This window comes from Thioclava marina, from assembly GCF_002020135.1.
GTDB lineage: Bacteria > Pseudomonadota > Alphaproteobacteria > Rhodobacterales > Rhodobacteraceae > Thioclava > Thioclava marina.
Genome location: NZ_MPZS01000001.1, coordinates 1,381,658 through 1,399,803 on the forward strand (window position 1 = coordinate 1,381,658; position 18,146 = coordinate 1,399,803).

The 18,146-nt window shown below is 64.7% G+C and carries 16 protein-coding genes; 8 read left to right on the forward strand and 8 right to left on the reverse strand.

The window, feature by feature from the left end; all coding sequences use genetic code 11:
• Positions 1–9: 9 nt before the first annotated feature.
• The 3 genes from BMG00_RS06645 to BMG00_RS06655 form a co-directional block, all read right to left on the reverse strand.
• Positions 10–3,378 carry an efflux RND transporter permease subunit gene (locus tag BMG00_RS06645; protein WP_078573717.1) on the reverse strand — a complete coding sequence of 1,123 codons (3,369 nt, stop codon included), beginning with the start codon at positions 3,376–3,378 and terminating at the stop codon, positions 10–12.
• 1 nt (position 3,379) lies between these two features.
• Positions 3,380–4,840, reverse strand: a complete 1,461-nt coding sequence (locus BMG00_RS06650) for an efflux RND transporter periplasmic adaptor subunit (RefSeq protein ID WP_078573718.1) — start codon at positions 4,838–4,840, stop codon at positions 3,380–3,382.
• 160 nt (positions 4,841–5,000) lie between these two features.
• Positions 5,001–5,825, reverse strand: a complete 825-nt coding sequence (locus tag BMG00_RS06655; protein WP_078573719.1) for a uracil-DNA glycosylase — start codon at positions 5,823–5,825, stop codon at positions 5,001–5,003.
• A gap of 97 nt (positions 5,826–5,922) precedes the next feature.
• Between BMG00_RS06655 and BMG00_RS06660 the strand changes: the two genes are divergently transcribed.
• The 4 genes from BMG00_RS06660 to plsY are packed head-to-tail and all read left to right on the forward strand — an operon-like array spanning position 5,923 to position 9,285.
• Positions 5,923–6,888, forward strand: a complete 966-nt coding sequence (locus BMG00_RS06660; protein WP_078525653.1) for an aspartate carbamoyltransferase catalytic subunit — start codon at positions 5,923–5,925, stop codon at positions 6,886–6,888.
• Entirely contained in the window at positions 6,881–7,366 is a 486-nt protein-coding gene (locus BMG00_RS06665) for a hypothetical protein (protein ID WP_078573720.1), read from the forward strand. Before BMG00_RS06660 ends, BMG00_RS06665 begins: the two co-directional genes overlap by 8 nt.
• 10 nt (positions 7,367–7,376) lie before the next feature.
• Positions 7,377–8,657: a dihydroorotase gene (gene pyrC / locus BMG00_RS06670; RefSeq protein ID WP_078573721.1), complete on the forward strand. Its 1,281-nt coding sequence runs from the start codon at positions 7,377–7,379 to the stop codon at positions 8,655–8,657.
• A gap of 19 nt (positions 8,658–8,676) precedes the next feature.
• On the forward strand, positions 8,677–9,285 hold the full coding sequence (plsY, locus tag BMG00_RS06675) for a glycerol-3-phosphate 1-O-acyltransferase PlsY (protein ID WP_078525659.1): 609 nt from the start codon (positions 8,677–8,679) through the stop codon (positions 9,283–9,285).
• A 6-nt stretch (positions 9,286–9,291) separates the two neighbouring features.
• Here plsY and BMG00_RS06680 read toward each other — a convergent pair whose 3' ends face one another.
• A complete protein-coding gene (locus BMG00_RS06680) occupies positions 9,292–10,026 on the reverse strand; it encodes an SDR family NAD(P)-dependent oxidoreductase (protein ID WP_078573722.1) in 735 nt (244 codons plus the stop codon).
• Positions 10,027–10,181: 155 nt separating this feature from the next.
• Here BMG00_RS06680 and argB point away from each other — a divergent pair, with 155 nt between their 5' ends.
• Genes argB through trpB form a run of 4 tightly spaced genes read left to right on the forward strand, consistent with a single transcriptional unit; the run spans position 10,182 to position 13,409 of the window.
• A complete protein-coding gene (gene argB / locus BMG00_RS06685; protein ID WP_078525663.1) occupies positions 10,182–11,060 on the forward strand; it encodes an acetylglutamate kinase in 879 nt (292 codons plus the stop codon).
• Entirely contained in the window at positions 11,057–11,677 is a 621-nt protein-coding gene (locus tag BMG00_RS06690) for a ferredoxin (RefSeq protein ID WP_078525665.1), read from the forward strand. The genes argB and BMG00_RS06690 overlap by 4 nt, the downstream gene beginning before the upstream one ends.
• Complete coding sequence (locus BMG00_RS06695) at positions 11,674–12,192, forward strand: SixA phosphatase family protein (RefSeq protein ID WP_078525667.1); 519 nt, start codon at positions 11,674–11,676, stop codon at positions 12,190–12,192. The genes BMG00_RS06690 and BMG00_RS06695 overlap by 4 nt, the downstream gene beginning before the upstream one ends.
• A gap of 14 nt (positions 12,193–12,206) precedes the next feature.
• On the forward strand, positions 12,207–13,409 hold the full coding sequence (gene trpB / locus BMG00_RS06700) for a tryptophan synthase subunit beta (RefSeq protein ID WP_078525669.1): 1,203 nt from the start codon (positions 12,207–12,209) through the stop codon (positions 13,407–13,409).
• Between the two features lie 122 nt (positions 13,410–13,531).
• Here the strand turns inward: trpB and BMG00_RS06705 are convergent, their stop codons facing one another.
• From BMG00_RS06705 to BMG00_RS06720, 4 genes are all read right to left on the reverse strand, one after another.
• Entirely contained in the window at positions 13,532–14,323 is a 792-nt protein-coding gene (locus BMG00_RS06705) for an amino acid ABC transporter ATP-binding protein (RefSeq protein WP_078525671.1), read from the reverse strand.
• Positions 14,324–14,335: 12 nt separating this feature from the next.
• Entirely contained in the window at positions 14,336–15,652 is a 1,317-nt protein-coding gene (locus BMG00_RS06710; RefSeq protein WP_078525673.1) for an amino acid ABC transporter permease, read from the reverse strand.
• Position 15,653: 1 nt separating this feature from the next.
• On the reverse strand, positions 15,654–16,919 hold the full coding sequence (locus BMG00_RS06715; protein WP_078525675.1) for an amino acid ABC transporter permease: 1,266 nt from the start codon (positions 16,917–16,919) through the stop codon (positions 15,654–15,656).
• A gap of 136 nt (positions 16,920–17,055) precedes the next feature.
• Complete coding sequence (locus BMG00_RS06720) at positions 17,056–18,072, reverse strand: amino acid ABC transporter substrate-binding protein (RefSeq protein ID WP_078525677.1); 1,017 nt, start codon at positions 18,070–18,072, stop codon at positions 17,056–17,058.
• Positions 18,073–18,146: the final 74 nt, after the last annotated feature.

Sequence of the window (18,146 nt, forward strand, 5' to 3'; positions counted from 1 at the left end):
CCAGGCCTATCAGCCCTCGGGCGGCGCCATGTGGCGGATATGACCACGCAGCAAGCGCGGCGCGATCAGCCCAGCGGCAAGCACGATCATCGTGGCGATCAGCGCAAAGCCTCCGAAGGCGGGCATCATCGCCTGACCCGTCAGCATCGCGCGGCCCAGCGTGATCGCGAAAGCCACGATCAGGAGCGCCGCGACACCGCCCAGAATGCCGCGCAGCTTCACCACGCGCGCGCCATGGCGCACCGCCGTGATCTGGCGCCCGAAATCGAGCTGGATCGCGAGCATCGCGGGTACGACCAGCAGCACGATCACCATGCCGAAGCCCAGACCGTAGACCAGCGTGATGACGGTGGATTTCAGGAACAGCGCCGAGCTCGACTGTTCATAAAGGAGCGGCGCAAGGCCCAGCACGGTCGTCAGCGTGGTCAGAAGCACCGGGCGCAGGCGATCGGAAACCGCATCGACGATGGCCGGGACGATGCCGCGCCTCTCGGCATATTCATCCACGGTAGAGATCAGCACGATCGCGTCGTTGATGATGATCCCCACCATGCCGATCCCGCCGACAACGGCGAACATCGACATCGGCAGGTTCCAGATGTAATGGCCCCAGATCGCACCGACCGCGCCGAAGGGGATGACCGACATCACCACCAGCGGCCGGGTCCAGCTCGCGAAGATCCAGGCGAGCACGATATAGATCCCGATCACCACCATCGACAGGCCAACCGTGGCATCGGACATGAAATCGCGTTCCTGTTCGGCCTGGCCCGACATCACATAGGCCACGCCGCGTTCCTCGGCGATACGCGGCAGGATCTCGGTCTCGACCTGGGTCAGGATCGCATTGGCCCGCGCTGGATCGTCCTCGGAGACATCTCCCGTCACCGAGACCTGCCGCACCCCATCCTCGCGCCGGATCGTCGAGAAGCCGGTCTGGCTGCGCACTGAGACGATATCGGCGAGCGGCACCCATTGGCCTGCGGGCGTACGCAGCTGCATCCGGTCGATGAAATCGGCGGCCAGTTCCTCGGGCGGTAGTTCCACCCGGATCGTGGCGGAGCGCACGCCATCGGGGAAGCTCGCCGCTTCGGTCCCGTTCAGGCGCGCGCGCAGTTCGCGCCCGAGCGTCGCGATATCGAAGCCCAGCGCATCGCCCTGCGGGGTGAGGTCGAGCACCAGCTCCTGCTTGTCATAGGCGAGGTTATCCTCGACCGCGGAAACTTCGGGGAATTGCGCCAGCGCCGTCTTGAGATCCTCGGCGGCCTCCTTGAGCACCCGCGTCTCCGCGCCCGAGAACTGCACCGCGATCCCGTCACCCGCCCCGCCCATCGAGAAGCGGCGGAAGCTGATCTCCTCGACCAGCGGCAGGCGCGGTGTTTCCTGTTGCAGCCGCGAGACGAAATCGAAGCTCGAATAGGGACGGTAATCGGGGTCGATCACCTCGATCGAAATCGAGCCGAGCAGATCGGTGTCCTTGGTATCGGCCGAGGCGAGCGCACGCCCCGACGCCCCGCCGATTTGCGCGATGGCGTATTCGACCGGGTTCACGCCGTACTCGTCTTCGAACTCCTTGGCGACGCGCGTCACAGTCGCCTGCATCGCGCGCATCATCGCCTCGGTGTCAGCGCGCGTCGCGCCCTCGACCATCGAGAAGGAGCCGTTGACGGTGGACTGCTCGGGCGGATTGAAGAAACGCCACTGCACCTTGCCCGACATCACGAAGGAGACCTGCCACAAGAGTAGTGCGATCGCCGCCGCGATGACCGGATAGCGCGCGGTGACAATCGCCCGCGTCAGCGGCTTCATCACCTTCCGGCGGAACCAGTCGAGCCCGCGATTCACCTGACGCGAAGGCCAGTCATACCACTTGCCTTCCGAGGTATGGCGCAATGCGTGGCTCATGTGATTGGGCAGGATCACGAAACACTCGACCAGCGAGGCCAGCAGCACCGCGATCACGGTATAGGGAATATCGACGATCATGTTGCCCATGCGCCCGCCGATCACGGTCAGGCCCGCGAAGGCGATCACCGTCGTCAGGGTCGAGGCGAAGACCGGGGCGGCCATGCGCCGCGCACCGTTCTCGGCCGCCAGCGTGGGATGCTCGCCCAGGTGGCGCGCGCGGAAATCGGCGTGCTCGCCCACCACGATCGCATCATCGACCACGATCCCCAGCGTCAGGATGAGCGCGAAGATCGAGATCATGTTCAGCGTCATGCCGGAGAAATACATCACCGCCAGAGCCGCCGCCATCGAGGTTGGGATACCCATCGCCACCCAGAAGGCGGTACGCGCATTGAGGAACAGGAACAGCAGCGCCAGCACGAGCCCAAGGCCCAGAACGCCGTTATTCACCAGGAGGTCGAGGCGCTGCGTGATCCGGTCGGAGCGCGTGCGCACGAGATCCATCGTGGTCCCGGCAGGGAGCGTCGGCTCCATCTGCGAGACCACGGCCTGCACCTTCTTCTGAATGGCGATCGCATCCCCTGCCGCCGAGCGCGCAACGTTGATCACCACGGCCGGATGGTCACCGACGAAATAAGCCTTGTTGCGATCGCCGCCTGCGACATGGATGCGCGCGACATCGCCCACGGTGAGCTGCGAGCCATCGGGCTCTGTGCGGATCACAAGCGCCGCGATCTCGGGGGCGGAGCGGCGTTCCTCGCCGGTGGTGACACGGGTCGCACCGCCCGCCACATCGCCCGCAGGATCGGTCGCGGCCTCGGCGGCGATCACGTTGATGATCTGCGTGAGCGTCACGTCATGCGCCATCATCGAGACGGTCGGAACCTCGACCACGGTCTCGGGCGCGGCGATCCCGGCCAAGGCTGTGCGCGTGACGCCTTGCTGATAAAGCCGTACCACCGCCTCGTCGCCGAGCCGCCCGAGCTGTTCGGTCGAAAGCGGCCCGGTGATCACCAGATCGGTCACAGTGTCGCGCCAGACGCCCCGGTTGACTTCTGGCTCCTCGGCCCCTTCGGGAAGGTCGCCCGCTGTCGCCAGCGCGTTCTCGACATCGTTGACCGCGCGCGACATGTCCCAGCCGGGTTCGAAATCCAGGCTGATGCGGGCCGAGCCCTCGGACGCACGGCTTTCGGAATTCTCGACACCCTCGACCGCTATCAGCGAAGGTTCGAGCACCTGAACGATGGCGCGATCGACCTCTTCGGCCCCCGCCCCTTCCCACGTGACCGAGACCGACACCGATTCCTCGACCGAGTCGGGAAAGAACTGCGCGCGCATCCGCGGCAGCGCGATCAGACCGGCGCAGAGCATCACCACGAGCACGATATTGGCGAGCGTCGCGTGGCGGGTGAACATTCCGATCAGTCCGCGCGCGGGTGGCAATTCCCTGGGGTCCAGATTCGCTGCCATCTCAGCCCCCGATCCGCGATTCGAGCTTCTCGACGGTCGCGACAGGCACCTCGTCCTGCTTCAGTTCAGCGAGGAAGCGCTGTTTGGCGCGGTCGGGCATGGCGGGGTTCGCCTCGACGAAATCGATCAGTTTCGCGCGCCGCGCCGGGTCGAGCTTCATCATCTCGGGACCAGCGGCCGCTTCGGGTTGACCGGGGCGCATCGGGCGCAGCTTGATACCGCGGCCCAGAAGCGGAGTGCGTTCGGTCACGATCTCGTTACCGGGGGCAAAACTCGCACGAATGATCACCGCATCGCCCTGGCGGCGCAGAATGGTGACCGGCGCCTCATCCAGCCGATCCTCGGCCCCGAGCACGAGCACCGTGCTTTTGGCATCGACCGCCGCCGAGGGGATCTCTGCCACGGTGTCGAGCGCGGGTTCGCTCAGACGCACGGTGACGAAATCGCCCGGACGCAGGTTCGCGGCACCGTCCTCGATCCGCGCAAAGAGCAGCCGCCCCGTGACGCCATCATCGACGGCGGCCGAGACACGCGAGAGCCGCCCCTGGGCGGTCAACATTTCTTCTCCGGCCACCAGCTCGACCAATACAGGGAGGTCGCGCAGCTCCCCCCGCGTGTCGGTCAACCGCGCGAATTGCGCAGTCGAGACGCGAAAGGCAATCTCCAGCGCGGCCGGGTCGATCAGCTTGCCCAGCATCTCGTTGGTCGACACCAGGCCGCCCGCCACCGCGTTCACCTCGGCCAGACGGCCCGCGAATTCGGCACGGATCTCGGTATCGGCGAGTTTGCGTTCGGCCTCCGAGAGCGTGATCTTCGCCCGGGTCAGCCCGGTGCGCGCGGTATCGAGCTGCGCCTGCGCACTCGAGAGCGCCGAGCGACGATTGAGTACTGCCTGATCGGCGGCAGAAGACGCAAGCTCCGCTGTCTCCAGTGTCGCAGCCGAACCCACACCGCGATCCGAAAGCGATTGCTGCCGGTCGAGCGCCTTGCGCCGCAGATCGGCCTGACGCTGCGCGGCGCTCACATCGTCGCGGGCGATGAGCAAGGCGCGCTCGGCCTGCGCCAGCGCGGCCTCCGCCTCGGCCACCGACGCCGCAGCGCTGTCGCGGGCCGCCTGGGCTTCGGCCGGATCGAGCTTTACCAGAAGCTGACCCTTCTCGACCTCCGCGCCGTCCTCGAAATCGGGCGCAAGTTCCACGATCGTCCCGGCAGCAGCCGCGCGCAGTTCCAACTCGCGCGTCGAACGCACCTCACCGTAGGCGGTCAGCACCGGTGCGATGGTGCCGAACTCGACCGGCATCACATTGGCCGCGAAGACCCGCTCGCGTTGCATCTGTGCATTTCCACCCCGCGCCTTGCGCGCCTCGACTGCCTTGTAGATCGAGAACCCGCCCATCGCGAGCAGGCCCAGCGTCAAGGCCAGTAGAAACAGCCCCATCAGGGAGCGGGTCAGAAACCGCATGTCGACTCCAGTCTCAATATTGAGCGGGCGCTCACCGTCACCCACATTCGCGCGAGAACATGTTACCCCGCCGAAATAGGCACGGGGAATGGTTTTCTCTACGTGGCAGGGCGCCGCGTCCGTCACTTTTTCACGGATCTGCGACGGTTTGGCGCGATTTTCAGCCCTGATCGAGCCGCGCGCGCAGCGACAGAAGATCCGCCCACGCCTCGCGTTTGGCGGCCGGGTTGCGCAGCAGATAGGCCGGATGGGTCATCGGAAGGGCCGGTCGGCCGAAAGCCTCGGCCCAGGTGCCGCGCAGCCGCAGGATGCCGCGCTTGCCAAGCGCGGCCGAACAGGCGGCATTGCCCATCAGAACGATCAGGTCGGGATCGGCCAGATCGACGTGACGGGCCAGGAAGGGCAGCATCTGAGCGATCTCCGCGGGTTCGGGATCGCGATTGCCCGGCGGACGCCAGGGCAGGACATTGGTGATATAGAGCGCGGCCTCGGCATCGGGCGATTGCCGCGAAAGGCCGATTGCCGCGAACATCTTGTCGAGCAGGTGCCCCGCACGTCCCACGAAGGGCAGGCCCTTCTGGTCTTCGTCACGCCCCGGCGCCTCGCCGATAATCATCACCCGCGCGGCCGGTTTGCCATCGGCAAAGACCGTGTTGCGCGCCCCCATCTTCAAATCACACAGGTCATAGGCCTCGATCGCCGCGCGCAGCGCTTCGAGAGTTTCGGCCTTGCCCGCCGCCTCGCGCGCCACCACGACCGGATCGGGCCCCTCGACCAGCGCGACCTGAGCCACCGGCGGCAAGGCCGGATCGGGCGCGGCCGCCGCGTCGGGCGCGCGCGCCTTCGCCTGCGCGGATTTCTCGGGCAATTCGTAGCAATCGAAGGGCTCATCCGCGATCGCGGTATCGACGCCCATTTCCAGCTGCCATTCGAGGGCGGCCAGAGCGGCGTGATAGTCGAGTTCGGATGTCGGCTGAGTCTCCATTGCGCCACCCTAAGCTGCCGCCCCGCGACGGTAAAGCGGCTGGACGCCCGCCCCCCCGTTTGCCATAAGCGAACCAGTCTAATCGGAGCATCGCGCAATGGCTTTTCGCCCAAGGCACCTGCTGGGGATCGAGCATCTGAGCCCCGAGGATATCCTCACCGTTCTCGACCTCGCCGAACAATATGTCGATCTCAACCGCCGCACGGTGAAGAAAACCGACGCGCTGGCAGGGCTGACCGCGATCAACATGTTCTTCGAGAACTCGACGCGGACGCAGTCGAGCTTCGAGCTGGCCGGAAAGCGGCTCGGCGCGGATGTGATGAACATGTCGATGCAGACATCGAGCGTGAAAAAAGGCGAGACGCTGATCGACACGGCATTGACGCTCAACGCGATGCACCCGGATCTGCTGGTGGTGCGGCATGGTTCGTCGGGCGCGGTGGACCTGCTGGCGCAGAAGGTCGAATGCGCGGTCATCAATGCGGGCGACGGCAAGCATGAACACCCGACGCAGGCGCTTCTCGATGCGCTGACGATCCGGCGCGAGAAAGGCCGCATCCATCGACTGACCGTCGCGATCTGCGGCGATGTCGCCCACAGCCGGGTGGCGCGCTCGAACCTGATCCTGCTCGGCAAGATGGAGAACCGCGTGCGCCTGATCGCACCGCCGACCCTGATGCCTTCGGGCGTGTCCGAGTTCGGCTGCGAGGTCTATGACGATATGCGCGAAGGGCTGAAGGACGCCGACGTCGTGATGATGCTGCGGCTTCAGAAAGAGCGCATGGATGGCGGTTTCATCCCCTCCGAGCGCGAGTATTTTCACCGCTATGGTCTCGACGCCGAGAAGCTCGCCTATGCCAAGGACGATGCGATCGTGATGCATCCGGGGCCGATGAACCGCGGCGTCGAGATCGACGGCACCATCGCCGACGACATCAACCGCTCGGTCATCCAGGAACAGGTGGAAATGGGCGTGGCGGTGCGCATGGCGGTGATGGACCTGCTGGCGCGCAACCTGCGCGCCGAACGCGGCCGCGCGCTCGCGGGGGAGACCTATGTCTAAGATCGAACGCGACGAGGTTCTCAATTACCGCCCCGGCCCGGAAAGCGAATTGCCGCTCGACGAGGGCGAACAGGTTCTGGCCATCTTCACCCCCGATCAAAAACGCTACTGGACGGATCACGCCGTGCTGGCGGTGATCGGGGCGGTGATCGTCTCGGCGGTGCTGTTCTGGCTCGGCAAGGGCAATCAGGTGACGATCGCGGCTTTCGCCATCGTGCTCGGGATGGCGCTGCGGGGGCTCTATTTCCGCTCGGAAGCCTTCGCGCGGCGCTGGCAGCTCACCGACCGGAGGTTGATCGGACCGCAGGGCAAGCAGGTCATGCTGCTCGAGATCGACGCCGTGCGCTCGCTGATGGGCGACGTGCAGGTGGTGACGAAGGGTGGTGACAAGCACCTGATCCGCCACCTCGCCGATGCGGCCCCGGTGGCGCGCGAGATCGAAAGCGCGCAAGCCGCGCGCAAGCTGGTGGCGAAGTGAGACGAGAGCGATGACCCTGTTTCTTGAAAATGCCCGCCTGATCGACCCCGAGGCCCTGACTGAAACGATCGGCAATGTGGTGATCGACGCTGGCAAGATCGCGGCGATCGGCGAGATGTCCGCGCCTGCAGACGCCAAGGTGATCGATTGCGGCGGCAAATGCCTTGCGCCGGGAATCGTTGATCTCGGCGTGAAAATCGGTGAGCCGGGCGAGCGGCACATGGAAAGCTTCCGCTCGGCGGCTCTGGCGGCTGCGGCGGGCGGCGTGACGACCATCGTCGCGCGCCCCGACACCGCGCCTGCCATCGACACGCCCGAGACGCTGGAATTCGTCACCCGCCGCGCCGCCGACGCGCCCGTGCGCATCCTGCACATGGCGGCGCTGACGAAGAGCCGCGAAGGGCAGGAGATGACCGAGATCGGTTTTCTCAAGGATGCCGGCGCGGTGGCCTTCACCGATGTCGCGCGCGTCTCTGACCAGACCAAGGCGCTGCAACGGGCCTTCACCTATGCCGCGCATCTTGGCGTGCTGGTGATCGGCCACCCGCAGGAGCCGGGCCTTTCGAAAGGTGCGGCCGTGACGAGCGGAAAATTCGCGAGCCTGCGCGGGTTGCCGGGCGTCTCTCCCATGGCCGAGCGGATGGGGCTGGAGCGCGATCTGGCGCTGGTCGAGATGACCGGGCTTTCCTATCACGCCGATCAGATCACCACCGCGAAGGCGCTGCCCGCGCTCAAACGCGCGAAACACGCGGGGCTTGATGTGACCGCCGGTGTCTCGATCCATCACCTGACGCTCAACGCGCTCGACGTGGGCGATTACCGCACCTTCTTCAAGCTGACCCCCCCCCTGCGCGACGAGGAAGATCGTCTCGCGGTGATCGGCGCGGTGGCCGACGGGGTGATCGACGTGATCTGCTCGATGCACACGCCCGCCGACGAGGAATCCAAGCGCCTGCCCTTCGAGGAAGCGGCCTCGGGCGCGGTGGGGCTCGAGACGATCCTGCCCGCCGCGATGCGCCTCTATCACGCGGGTCAGTTGAGCCTGCCGCAGCTTTTCCGGGCGATGTCGCTCAACCCGGCGAAGCGCCTCGGACTGCCGCAAGGACGGCTTTGCGAAGGTGCTCCCGCCGATCTCGTGCTCTTCGATCCGGACGCGCCCTTCGTGCTCGATCGCTTCAAACTGCGCTCGAAATCGAAGAATACGCCCTTCGATACCGCCCGAATGGAAGGCAAAACGCTTGCCACATTCGTCGCGGGGGTGCAGGTTTACGACAACAATAACGACTCATAAACGAGGCGAGGGCAGGCATATGCCGGGAATTGAGAACGGGTCCGCTTGGCTCGGGCTGGTGGCTGGACTGAGCTACCTGCTCGGTTCTGTGCCTTTCGGCCTCGTGATCACGAAGCTTCTCGGTCTCGGCGATCTCCGCAAGATCGGCTCTGGAAATATAGGTGCGACGAACGTTCTGCGCACCGGCAACAAGCCCGCCGCGCTGGCAACTTTGCTTCTCGACAGTGGCAAGGGCGCGATCGCGGTTCTGATCGCCCGCTACACGCTTGGCGAGACGGCAGCGCAGATTGCGGGGGCGGCAGCCTTCATCGGTCACATCTACCCCGTCTGGCTGCGCTTTCAGGGTGGCAAGGGTGTGGCAACCTTCCTAGGCACGATGCTGGCGCTGGCTTGGCCGGTCGGGCTGGCTGCCTGTGGTGTCTGGCTTGTGACGGCCGTCGTGACGCGGATCTCCTCGCTCTCGGCGCTGGTCTCGGCGGCAGCGACGGTTCCCTTGGCCTATTTCCTCGGCCATCGCGACCTGATGATGCTGGCCGCCGGCCTGTCGGTCCTGATCTTCTGGCGTCATCGCAGCAACATCGCTCGGCTCGCGATGGGAACCGAGCCCCGGATCGGCAAGAAGGGCTGAGACGCCTCAGACGTGCTGGCCCGCGTTCACCTCGATCTCGGTGCCGGTGACATAGCTCGACGCATCCGAGCACAGGAACCAGATCACATCCGCCACTTCGGAAGGCTGGCCTAGACGGCGCAGCGGCAGATTTTCGACGATCTTCTCGGTGCCGGGGCTGAGGATCGAGGTCTCGATCTCACCCGGTGCGATCGCGTTCACGCGCACCCCGAGCGGCCCGAAATCATGCGCCATCTCGCGCGTCAGCGCCTTCAGCGCGGCTTTCGAGGTCGCATAGGCCGCGCCTGCGAAGGGGTGGACGCGCGATCCCGCAATAGAGGTCACGTTGACCACCGCGCCATGCGCGGCTGAAAGTTCCTCCATCAGTCCGCGCGCCAGCACGATCGAGGCGAAGAAATTGACGTGGAAGACATGGCCCCAGGTCATCAGATCAGTATCGAGCGTGTTGAGCCGCTCACCGTTGGAACCTTTCGGCGAAATGCCCGCATTGTTAACGAGCGCGTGCAGCTTGCCGCCTTCCAACCGTTCGCGGATTACCTCCACCGCATTGATCGTGTCCGCCGGATCGGCGAGGTCAACCTGAATGTGATCCTCGCGCCCACCGCCCCAGGGGCATTTCTCGGGAAAGGGTTGGCGTGAGCAGGTGATCACCCGCCACCCCTCGGCGGCGAAGCGTTTCACCGTGGCATGGCCGATCCCCCGGCTCGCCCCCGTCAGCAGCATCACCTTGCGATCACCCATGATCCAGACTCCCGTTCGCGCGCTCGCCCCGACCCTAGCTGCTTTTGACCCGAGCGCAACGGGCGTTCCAACGGGGCTCTTCCAAACGCCGCGCGAACGGTCTAGCAAGATGAGGCCCACCCTGCCCGAGGACCAGCAAGATGAGAAAGCAGAACATGGATCGTGACTGGATCGCCACCGCCCGCACCCTCTCCGAAGCCCTGCCCTATCTGCAACGCTACACCGGCGCGGTCGTGGTGGTGAAATTCGGCGGCAACGCGATGGGCGACGATGAGGCGATGGCCGAGTTCGCACGCGACATCGTTCTGATGCGGCAAGTCGGGATGAACCCGGTCGTGGTGCATGGCGGCGGCCCGATGATCAACGACATGCTGAAAAAGCTCGGGATCGAGAGCGAATGGGTGCGCGGCAAGCGCGTCACCGACAAGGCCACCGTCGAGGTGGTCGAGATGATCCTCTCGGGGCTCGTCAACAAGCGCATCGTGCAGGCGATCAACGATCAGGGCGGACGTGCGGTCGGCATTTCCGGCAAGGATGACGACCTGATGGTCTGCGAGGCGGATGATCCCGAACTGGGCTTCGTCGGCAGGCCGGTCGAGATGAATGTGCAGATCGTGCGCGATCTCTACAATGCCGGGCTGATCCCGGTGATCGCGCCGGTGGCGACCGGCGTGGCCGATAACGAGACCTTCAACGTCAATGGCGACACGGCGGCCGGCGCCATCGCGGGCGCGCTGCAAGCCGACCGCCTGCTGCTGCTCACCGACGTAGCCGGCGTGAAGAACAAGCAGGGCGAGGTCATCACACAGCTCACCCCCGAGGACGTAGCCGCCCTGATCGAGGACGGGACCATTGCGGGCGGCATGATCCCGAAAGTCGAGACCGCGTTGCAGGCCGTCAAGGAAGGCGTGCGCGCCGTGGTCATCGTCGACGGCCGCGTCGCCAATGCCTGCCTGCTCGAACTGTTCACCGAACATGGCGCGGGCTCGATGATCCGCTCCACGATCCCGCGCGTGACGCCGCGCGGACGGTGATCGCGGAACTCGAAGAGTCGCTCGGCGCGCATCGGCTTTTTGTCTCGGGCCTTCTGCATGACGGGGCTGAGACGATCGCGCTGATCTCGCCGGACGAGCCGGGCTTCTGGGCCCATGTCACCGCGCAGCCCGAGTTTTTCGACGGCGGCCCCGACCCGCTCGACCGCTGGTCGGAACGGGTGATCGGCGCACTGGCGCCCCGGTTCGGCGCGCGCGCCCTCTACCCGTTCACCGGCCCGCCCTGGCAGCCCTTCGTGAGCTGGGCGCTGCGCAGCGGGCAGAGCTTCGCCTCGCCCCTGCACCTGATGTGCCATAGCCGCATGGGGCTCTGGGCCTCGGTTCGCGGGGCGCTGGCGCTGCCGGGCCTCTTGGCGCTGCCAACCCCGGCCCCAGAGACCTGCACGAATTGTCCGGCGCCCTGCACGACCGCCTGCCCGGTCGATGCGCTTGGCCCGGACGGATATGACACCGAAACCTGCCGCGCTCATCTCGATACGCCCGAGGGGGCGGATTGCCGCACGCAAGGCTGCCTTGCACGCCGCGCTTGCCCGGTGGGCGAAAGCTATGGCAGGCTGCCTTCACAATCGGCCTGGCATATGAGGCAATTCCACCCATGACCCCGCTCGGACACCGCCGCCTGATCCTGACGCGCCACGCGAAATCGAGCTGGGACGACCCGCTCGTCGAAGATCGCGACCGCCCCCTGAACGCCCGTGGCCGCGCCGCCGCGCTTGAACTGGGCGACTTTCTCGCCTCGCGGGGCCTCGAGCCCGAAGAGGTGCTTTGCTCCTCGGCGCAGCGCACCCGCGAAACCTGGGATCAGGTCGCTGCCGCCGTGATCGAGACCCGTCCCGAAGTGAACTATGTCGAGAGCCTCTATCACGCCGCTCCCGAAATGATGCTGCAAGTTTTACGCACGGCGTCGGCGCCGACGGTGATGATGCTCGGCCACAATCCCGGCATTGCCGAATTTGCCCATCAGCTTCCCGCCCGGCCCCTCCTCGATCCCGATTTCCGCCGCTACCCGACCTGCGCCACCCTGATCGTCGATTTCCAGATCGACGACTGGTCCGAGGTGATGCCGGGTCAGGGTTCGGTGCTTGATTTCTTCACGCCGACACGGCGTGGCTGACTGGAGGAGACTGAATGGGCTATCTGAAATCCACCCCCGACGCACAGGGCTTTTTCGGCGAGTATGGCGGGGCCGAACTGCCGCCGCCGCTGGTGCCGCATTTCAAGGAGATAACAGAGGCCTATGAGCGCCTCGCCCATTCCGCCGAATTCATCCGCGACCTGCGCTATATCCGCAAGCATTTCCAGGGCCGCCCCACCCCGGTGAGCTACCTGCGCAACCTCTCCGACATGTGCGGCGGTGCGCAAATCTACGCCAAGCGCGAGGATCTCAACCACACCGGGGCCCACAAGCTCAACCATTGCATGGCCGAAGCACTTCTCGCGAAGTTCATGGGCAAGACCAAGCTGATGGCCGAAACCGGCGCGGGCCAGCATGGCGTGGCGCTGGCCACGGCCGCGGCCTATTTCGGCCTGGAATGCGAGATCCACATGGGCGAGATCGACATCGCCAAGGAAGCGCCGAACGTCACCCGGATGAAACTGCTCGGCGCCGAGGTCGTGCCGGTGGGCTTCGGTGGACGCTCGCTGAAGGAAGCCGTCGACAGCTGCTTTCAGAGCTATGTCGCCCAGGCCGATACCGCGCTCTTCGCGATCGGCTCGGTCGTGGGGCCGCACCCCTTCCCGCGCATGGTCCGTGATTTCCAGCATGTCGTGGGGATCGAAGCGCGCGAGCAATTCCTGGAGATGACCGGACAGCTGCCCGACATGGTCGCGGCCTGCGTGGGCGGTGGTTCGAATGCGATGGGGATTTTCGCAGGCTTCATCGACGATGAGGACGTGTCGCTGCACGGGGTGGAGCCGATGGGCACCTCCTCGAAACTTGGCGATCACGCCGCCACCATCACCTACGGAAAGGACGGGATGATCCACGGCTTCCGCACGATGGTGCTCGAGGATGAAAACGGCGAGCCCGCCCCGGTTCACACCATCGCCTCGGGGCTCGATTATCCCGGCGTCGGACCGGAACACGCCCATCTGTATCGCACCGGGCGCGTGAACTATTCGGCCGCCGATGACAAGGAGGCGCTCGACGCCTTCTACAAGCTCTCGCGCCACGAGGGGATCATCCCTGCGCTCGAAAGCTCCCATGCGGTGGCCTTCGCGATGCGCGAGGCCAAGAAGAACCCGGGCAAGTCGATCCTGATCAACCTCTCGGGCCGCGGCGACAAGGATATCGACTACGTCACCGAGACCTTCGGCTTCGGCGAAAGCTGATCCGCGCATCGACGGGAAATCAAAGAGGGGCCGGTTCACCACCGGCCCCTTCTTCTTGATCGAAATATCTCGGGGGGTGAATGGCCGCGAGGCCAGAGGGGGGCAGCGCCCCCCTGCCCCGATCAGTGCCCGAGGATCTGGCTCAGGAACTGCTTGGTGCGTTCCGACTGCGGGTTGTTGAAGAAATCATGCGGGTTGTTCTGCTCGACGATCTGACCGTCGGCCATGAAGATCACCCGGTTCGCGACCGCCTGTGCGAAGCCCATCTCGTGGGTCACGCAGAGCATGGTCATGCCCTCTTCGGCGAGCTCGATCATCGTGTCGAGAACTTCCTTGATCATCTCCGGGTCGAGCGCCGAGGTCGGTTCGTCGAAGAGCATGATCCGCGGCTTCATGCACAGCGAGCGCGCGATCGCCACACGCTGCTGCTGACCGCCCGAGAGCTGGCCGGGATATTTCTGCGCCTGATCGGGGATCTTCACCTTCTCGAGGAAATGCATCGCGGTCTCGATCGCTTCCTTCTTGGGCGTCTTGCGCACCCAGATCGGCGCCAGCGTCAAGTTCTCGAGAATCGTCAGATGCGGGAAGAGATTGAAGTGCTGGAACACCATCCCCACCTCGCGGCGGATCTTGTCGATGTTCTTCAGGTCATTGGTCAGCTCGATCCCGTCAACGACGATCTTGCCCGCTTGATGCTCTTCAAGCCGGTTGATGCAGCGGATCAGAGTCGATTTCCCCGAGCCCGAAGGCCCGGCGATGACGATGCGCTCGCCACGCTGCACGGTCAGGTCGATGTCGCGCAGGACGTGGAACTGGCCATACCACTTGTTCATGTTCTCGATCTGGATCGCGACCTCGTCGCTCACCGTCATGTGGCTGCGGTCGATTTGCGCGTCGAAATGTGGTTCGGTCATTGAGTTTCTCCCTTAGCGATGGTCGCGCTTGAGCCGGTTCTCGAGATACATCGAGTAACGCGACATCGCGAAGTTCAGGATGAAGAAGATGGCGCCGACGAAGATGAAGGGCTCCCAGTAGATGCCCTTCCACGCGAAATCGGCGCGAATGAAATCGGGAATGCCCTTGAGCGGGTCGAACAGACCCACGAAGGCCACGAGGGTCGTGTCCTTGAACATGCCGATGAAGGTCGAGACGATCCCGGGGATCGAGATCTTGAGCGCCTGCGGCAGGATGATCAGCCGCTGCGCCTTCCAGTAATCGAGCCCGAGCGCGTCGGCTGCCTCGTACTGCCCGCGCGGCAGCGCCGCGAGACCACCCCGGATCACCTCCGCGATATAGGCGGCGGCGAACATGGTCACGAGGATCATCACCCGCAGGATGATGTCGAAATTCGTACCCGGCGGCAGGAAGTAGTTCAGCAGAAGCGACGCCACGAAGAGCAGCGTGATCAGCGGCACGCCCCGGATGAACTCGATGAAGATCACCGAGAAGGTCCGGATCAGGAACATGTCCGACTGACGCCCGAGTGCAAGGATCACGCCCAGCGGCAACGACATCGCAATGCCACCCGCGCCCAGCGTGATCGCCAGCAGGAAGCCACCGAACTTCGCCGATTCCACCGGCTCGATGCCGAGCGGGATCGCGGCGTGCAGCATCTCGGCCAGAGGGGAAACGCCGAACAGCCAGAACAGGATCGCGAAGATCGCCCCGGCCGCAAAACCGCCGATCGTGCCGAAACGCGACACGAAATTGAAGACGACATAGGCCAGCACGAAACCGAGTGCGACAAGCACCGGGCCCCAGACCGAGCCGCCCCAGAGCAGCCAGACGGCGAGGAACGGATAGGCTGGCGTGAACCAGATCAGCTTCTTCGGCACCCATTGGAACAGCACCGGCCCTACCGCTACGAAAAGCAGCAGGAAGGTCAGGATCGGGCGCCAATACAGCTCCGGCGGGTAGAAGCCGAAGATGAACTGGTGCCAGCGATCGCGGATCACCCCCCAGCAGGCGCCGGTCGCGCCCTGGCCGTATTGATCGGTGATGATCTGACGGCACTCGGCGAGCGAATTGGCGTTCCAGACACCGTGCAGGAACCATCCGTAGAAATGCGAGACGAAGCCGTAGATCGCGAGGATCCCGAGGACTGTCAGCAGCGTGTTGAGCCAGCCCGAGAACAGGTTCTCGCGCAGCCACTGGATGGCACCGGATTGATTGGCCGGAGCCGGTTTCGGGTCCAGCATCGTGTCGCGGACATAGGCGACGGTTTGGGCGTGGGTATCGCTCATCTCACCGCTCCTTCAGCTTCACGCGATTGTTGTAGACATTCATCACGCCCGAGATCGACAGCGAGATCGCAAGATAGATCAGCATCATCAGCGAGATCGCCTCGAGCTCGCGGCCCGTCTGGTTGAGCGTGATCCCCCCGAGCGTGCCGCGCAGTTCGAGATAGCCGACTGCGATGGCGAGCGAGGAGTTCTTCGTCAGGTTCAGATATTGTGAGATCAGCGGCGGGATGATGACCCGCAGCGCCTGCGGCAGGATCACGAGGTTCATCGTGCGGTTGGGGCGCAGCCCCAGCGCATAGGCCGCCTCGGTCTGGCCCTTGGAAATTGCGAGGATACCGGCGCGGACGATCTCGGCGATGAAGGCCGCGGTATAGAGCGTCAGCCCCAGCCAGAGCGCCACGAAGGAGTTCGAGACGTTCGTCCCGTTCTTGAAGTTGAAGCCCTGAAGGACCGGCTCATCGGGGTTGAACCCCAGCGCGAACAGCAAGGCGACCATCGGCACGATCAGGATCAGCGCGCTCTTCCACCAGGTCGTCGGGCGCACGCCCGTCGCCTCCTGCATGTTCGCGGCATGGGTCAGAACCCGTTTGTTCACCCAAAGCGAGGCGATGAGCAGCGCCACGATCGCAAGGACGTTCAGCGAGATCGGCGCAAGCGCGGTGTCGATCACCCCGAGCGAGCGGTCGAAATGGATCGAAGGGATCGCGGTGTAACGGTTGGTGAAGGCGATCGAGTCGAGGATCATGCTCGCGCTCGCCTCTCCCGTCGTCGGGTTGATCTTGTAGGCGTTCGGTGCGGGAGCGGCTTCCGTCAGCAGCGCGATCGCCACGAGGATCCACAGCAGCACGGGGATGTTGCGAAAGACCTCGACATAGACCGTCATCAGACGCGCGACGAGCCAGTTCTTCGACAGGCGCAGAACGCCCACGAAGATCCCGATGATCGTTGCCGCGACACAGCCCAGAAACGAGATCCAGAGCGTGTTGATCAGACCGACGAGCAGCGCGCGCCCATGGGTCATGTCGTTGTTATAGGGGATTATGGCGTTGCCGATATCATAGCCTGCGCGCTGCGACAGGAAGGAGAAGTTGAAGTCCTTGCCCAGAGCGCTGAGGTTCTGAATGGTGTTATCTACGAGCCAGCCGACGAAGGCCATCACGATGAAGAACACCACCACCTGAATGGTCAGCGATCTGTATCGCGTGTCGTAAATGAGCTGGCTGAGCCGGAAGCCTTGGCTCTCCGGCGCGTCATGCGCGGTAGTCATTGCGTATTTCCCCTGTCGCCGCGTGCTTATCTTTATCTGGCCGTTTTATCCCGGCCTTCGGGGGATTGGTCCCCCGCCCACGGTCTTTTGAAAATTGGTCAGGGCGCGGTTTGACCCGCGCCCTGCCAGGCCCTTCTTAGCGGAAGGGCGGAGCGTACATCAGGCCGCCCTGGGTCCACTGGGCGTTGAGCCCGCGGGCCAGACCGATCGGGGTTTGCTCACCGATGGTGGCGGCAAAGATCTCACCGTAGTTGCCGTTCGCCTTGATGGCGTTGACAGCCCAGGTCTTGTCGAGGCCGATCATTGCGCCGAGGTCACCCTCGGTGCCGAGCAGGCGGTTGACTTCCGGGTTCTCGGTGCCCTTGGCCAGCTCGTCGATATTGGCCGAGGTCACGCCGTATTCTTCGGCAGCGATCAGCGCGAAGATGGTCCAGCGCACGATGTCGGTCCACTGGTCGTCACCCTGGCGCACGGCCGGAGCCAGCGGCTCTTTCGAGATGATTTCCGGAAGGATCACGTAATCCGACGGATTGGCAAAGGCGGCGCGGGTCGCGGCGAGGCCGGACGCGTCGGTGGTGTAGGCGTCGCAAGCACCGGCGAGGAACTGCTGTTCGCCTTCGGCATTCGAATCAACCGTGATCGGCTGATACGACATGTTGTTGGCCTTGAAGTAGTCGGCGAGGTTGAGCTCGGTGGTGGTGCCGGTCTGGATACAGACCGAAGCGCCGTCGAGTTCCTTGGCCGAGGTCACGCCCGAGTCCTTGCGAACCATGAAGCCCTGACCGTCATAATAGTTGGTCGCGGTGAACTGGAGCTTCAGATCGGTGTCGCGCGAGAAGGTCCAGGTGGTGTTACGAGCCAGCACGTCGACTTCCCCCGAGCCGAGTGCGGTGAAGCGGGTCTGACCGGTGGTCGGGACGTATTTCACCTTCGAGGCATCGCCGAGAACGGCCGCGGCGACCGCCTGGCAGATTGCCACGTCGAAGCCGGACCAGTTGCCGTTCGCATCCGGAGCCGCGAAGCCGACGAGACCGGTGTTCACGCCGCAGATCAGTTCGCCGCGCGACTTGACGTCGTCAAGCGTGGCAGCACCCGCCAGACCAGCGGTCAGCGTGGCGGCCGTCAGCGCGCCGAAAAAGACGGATTTCTTCATTTTTACCTCTTCCTGTTTCGCCACCCTCTTGGGGCGGTTCTTTGGTCCAGTGCGGACCTGGTCGATCGTGTCCC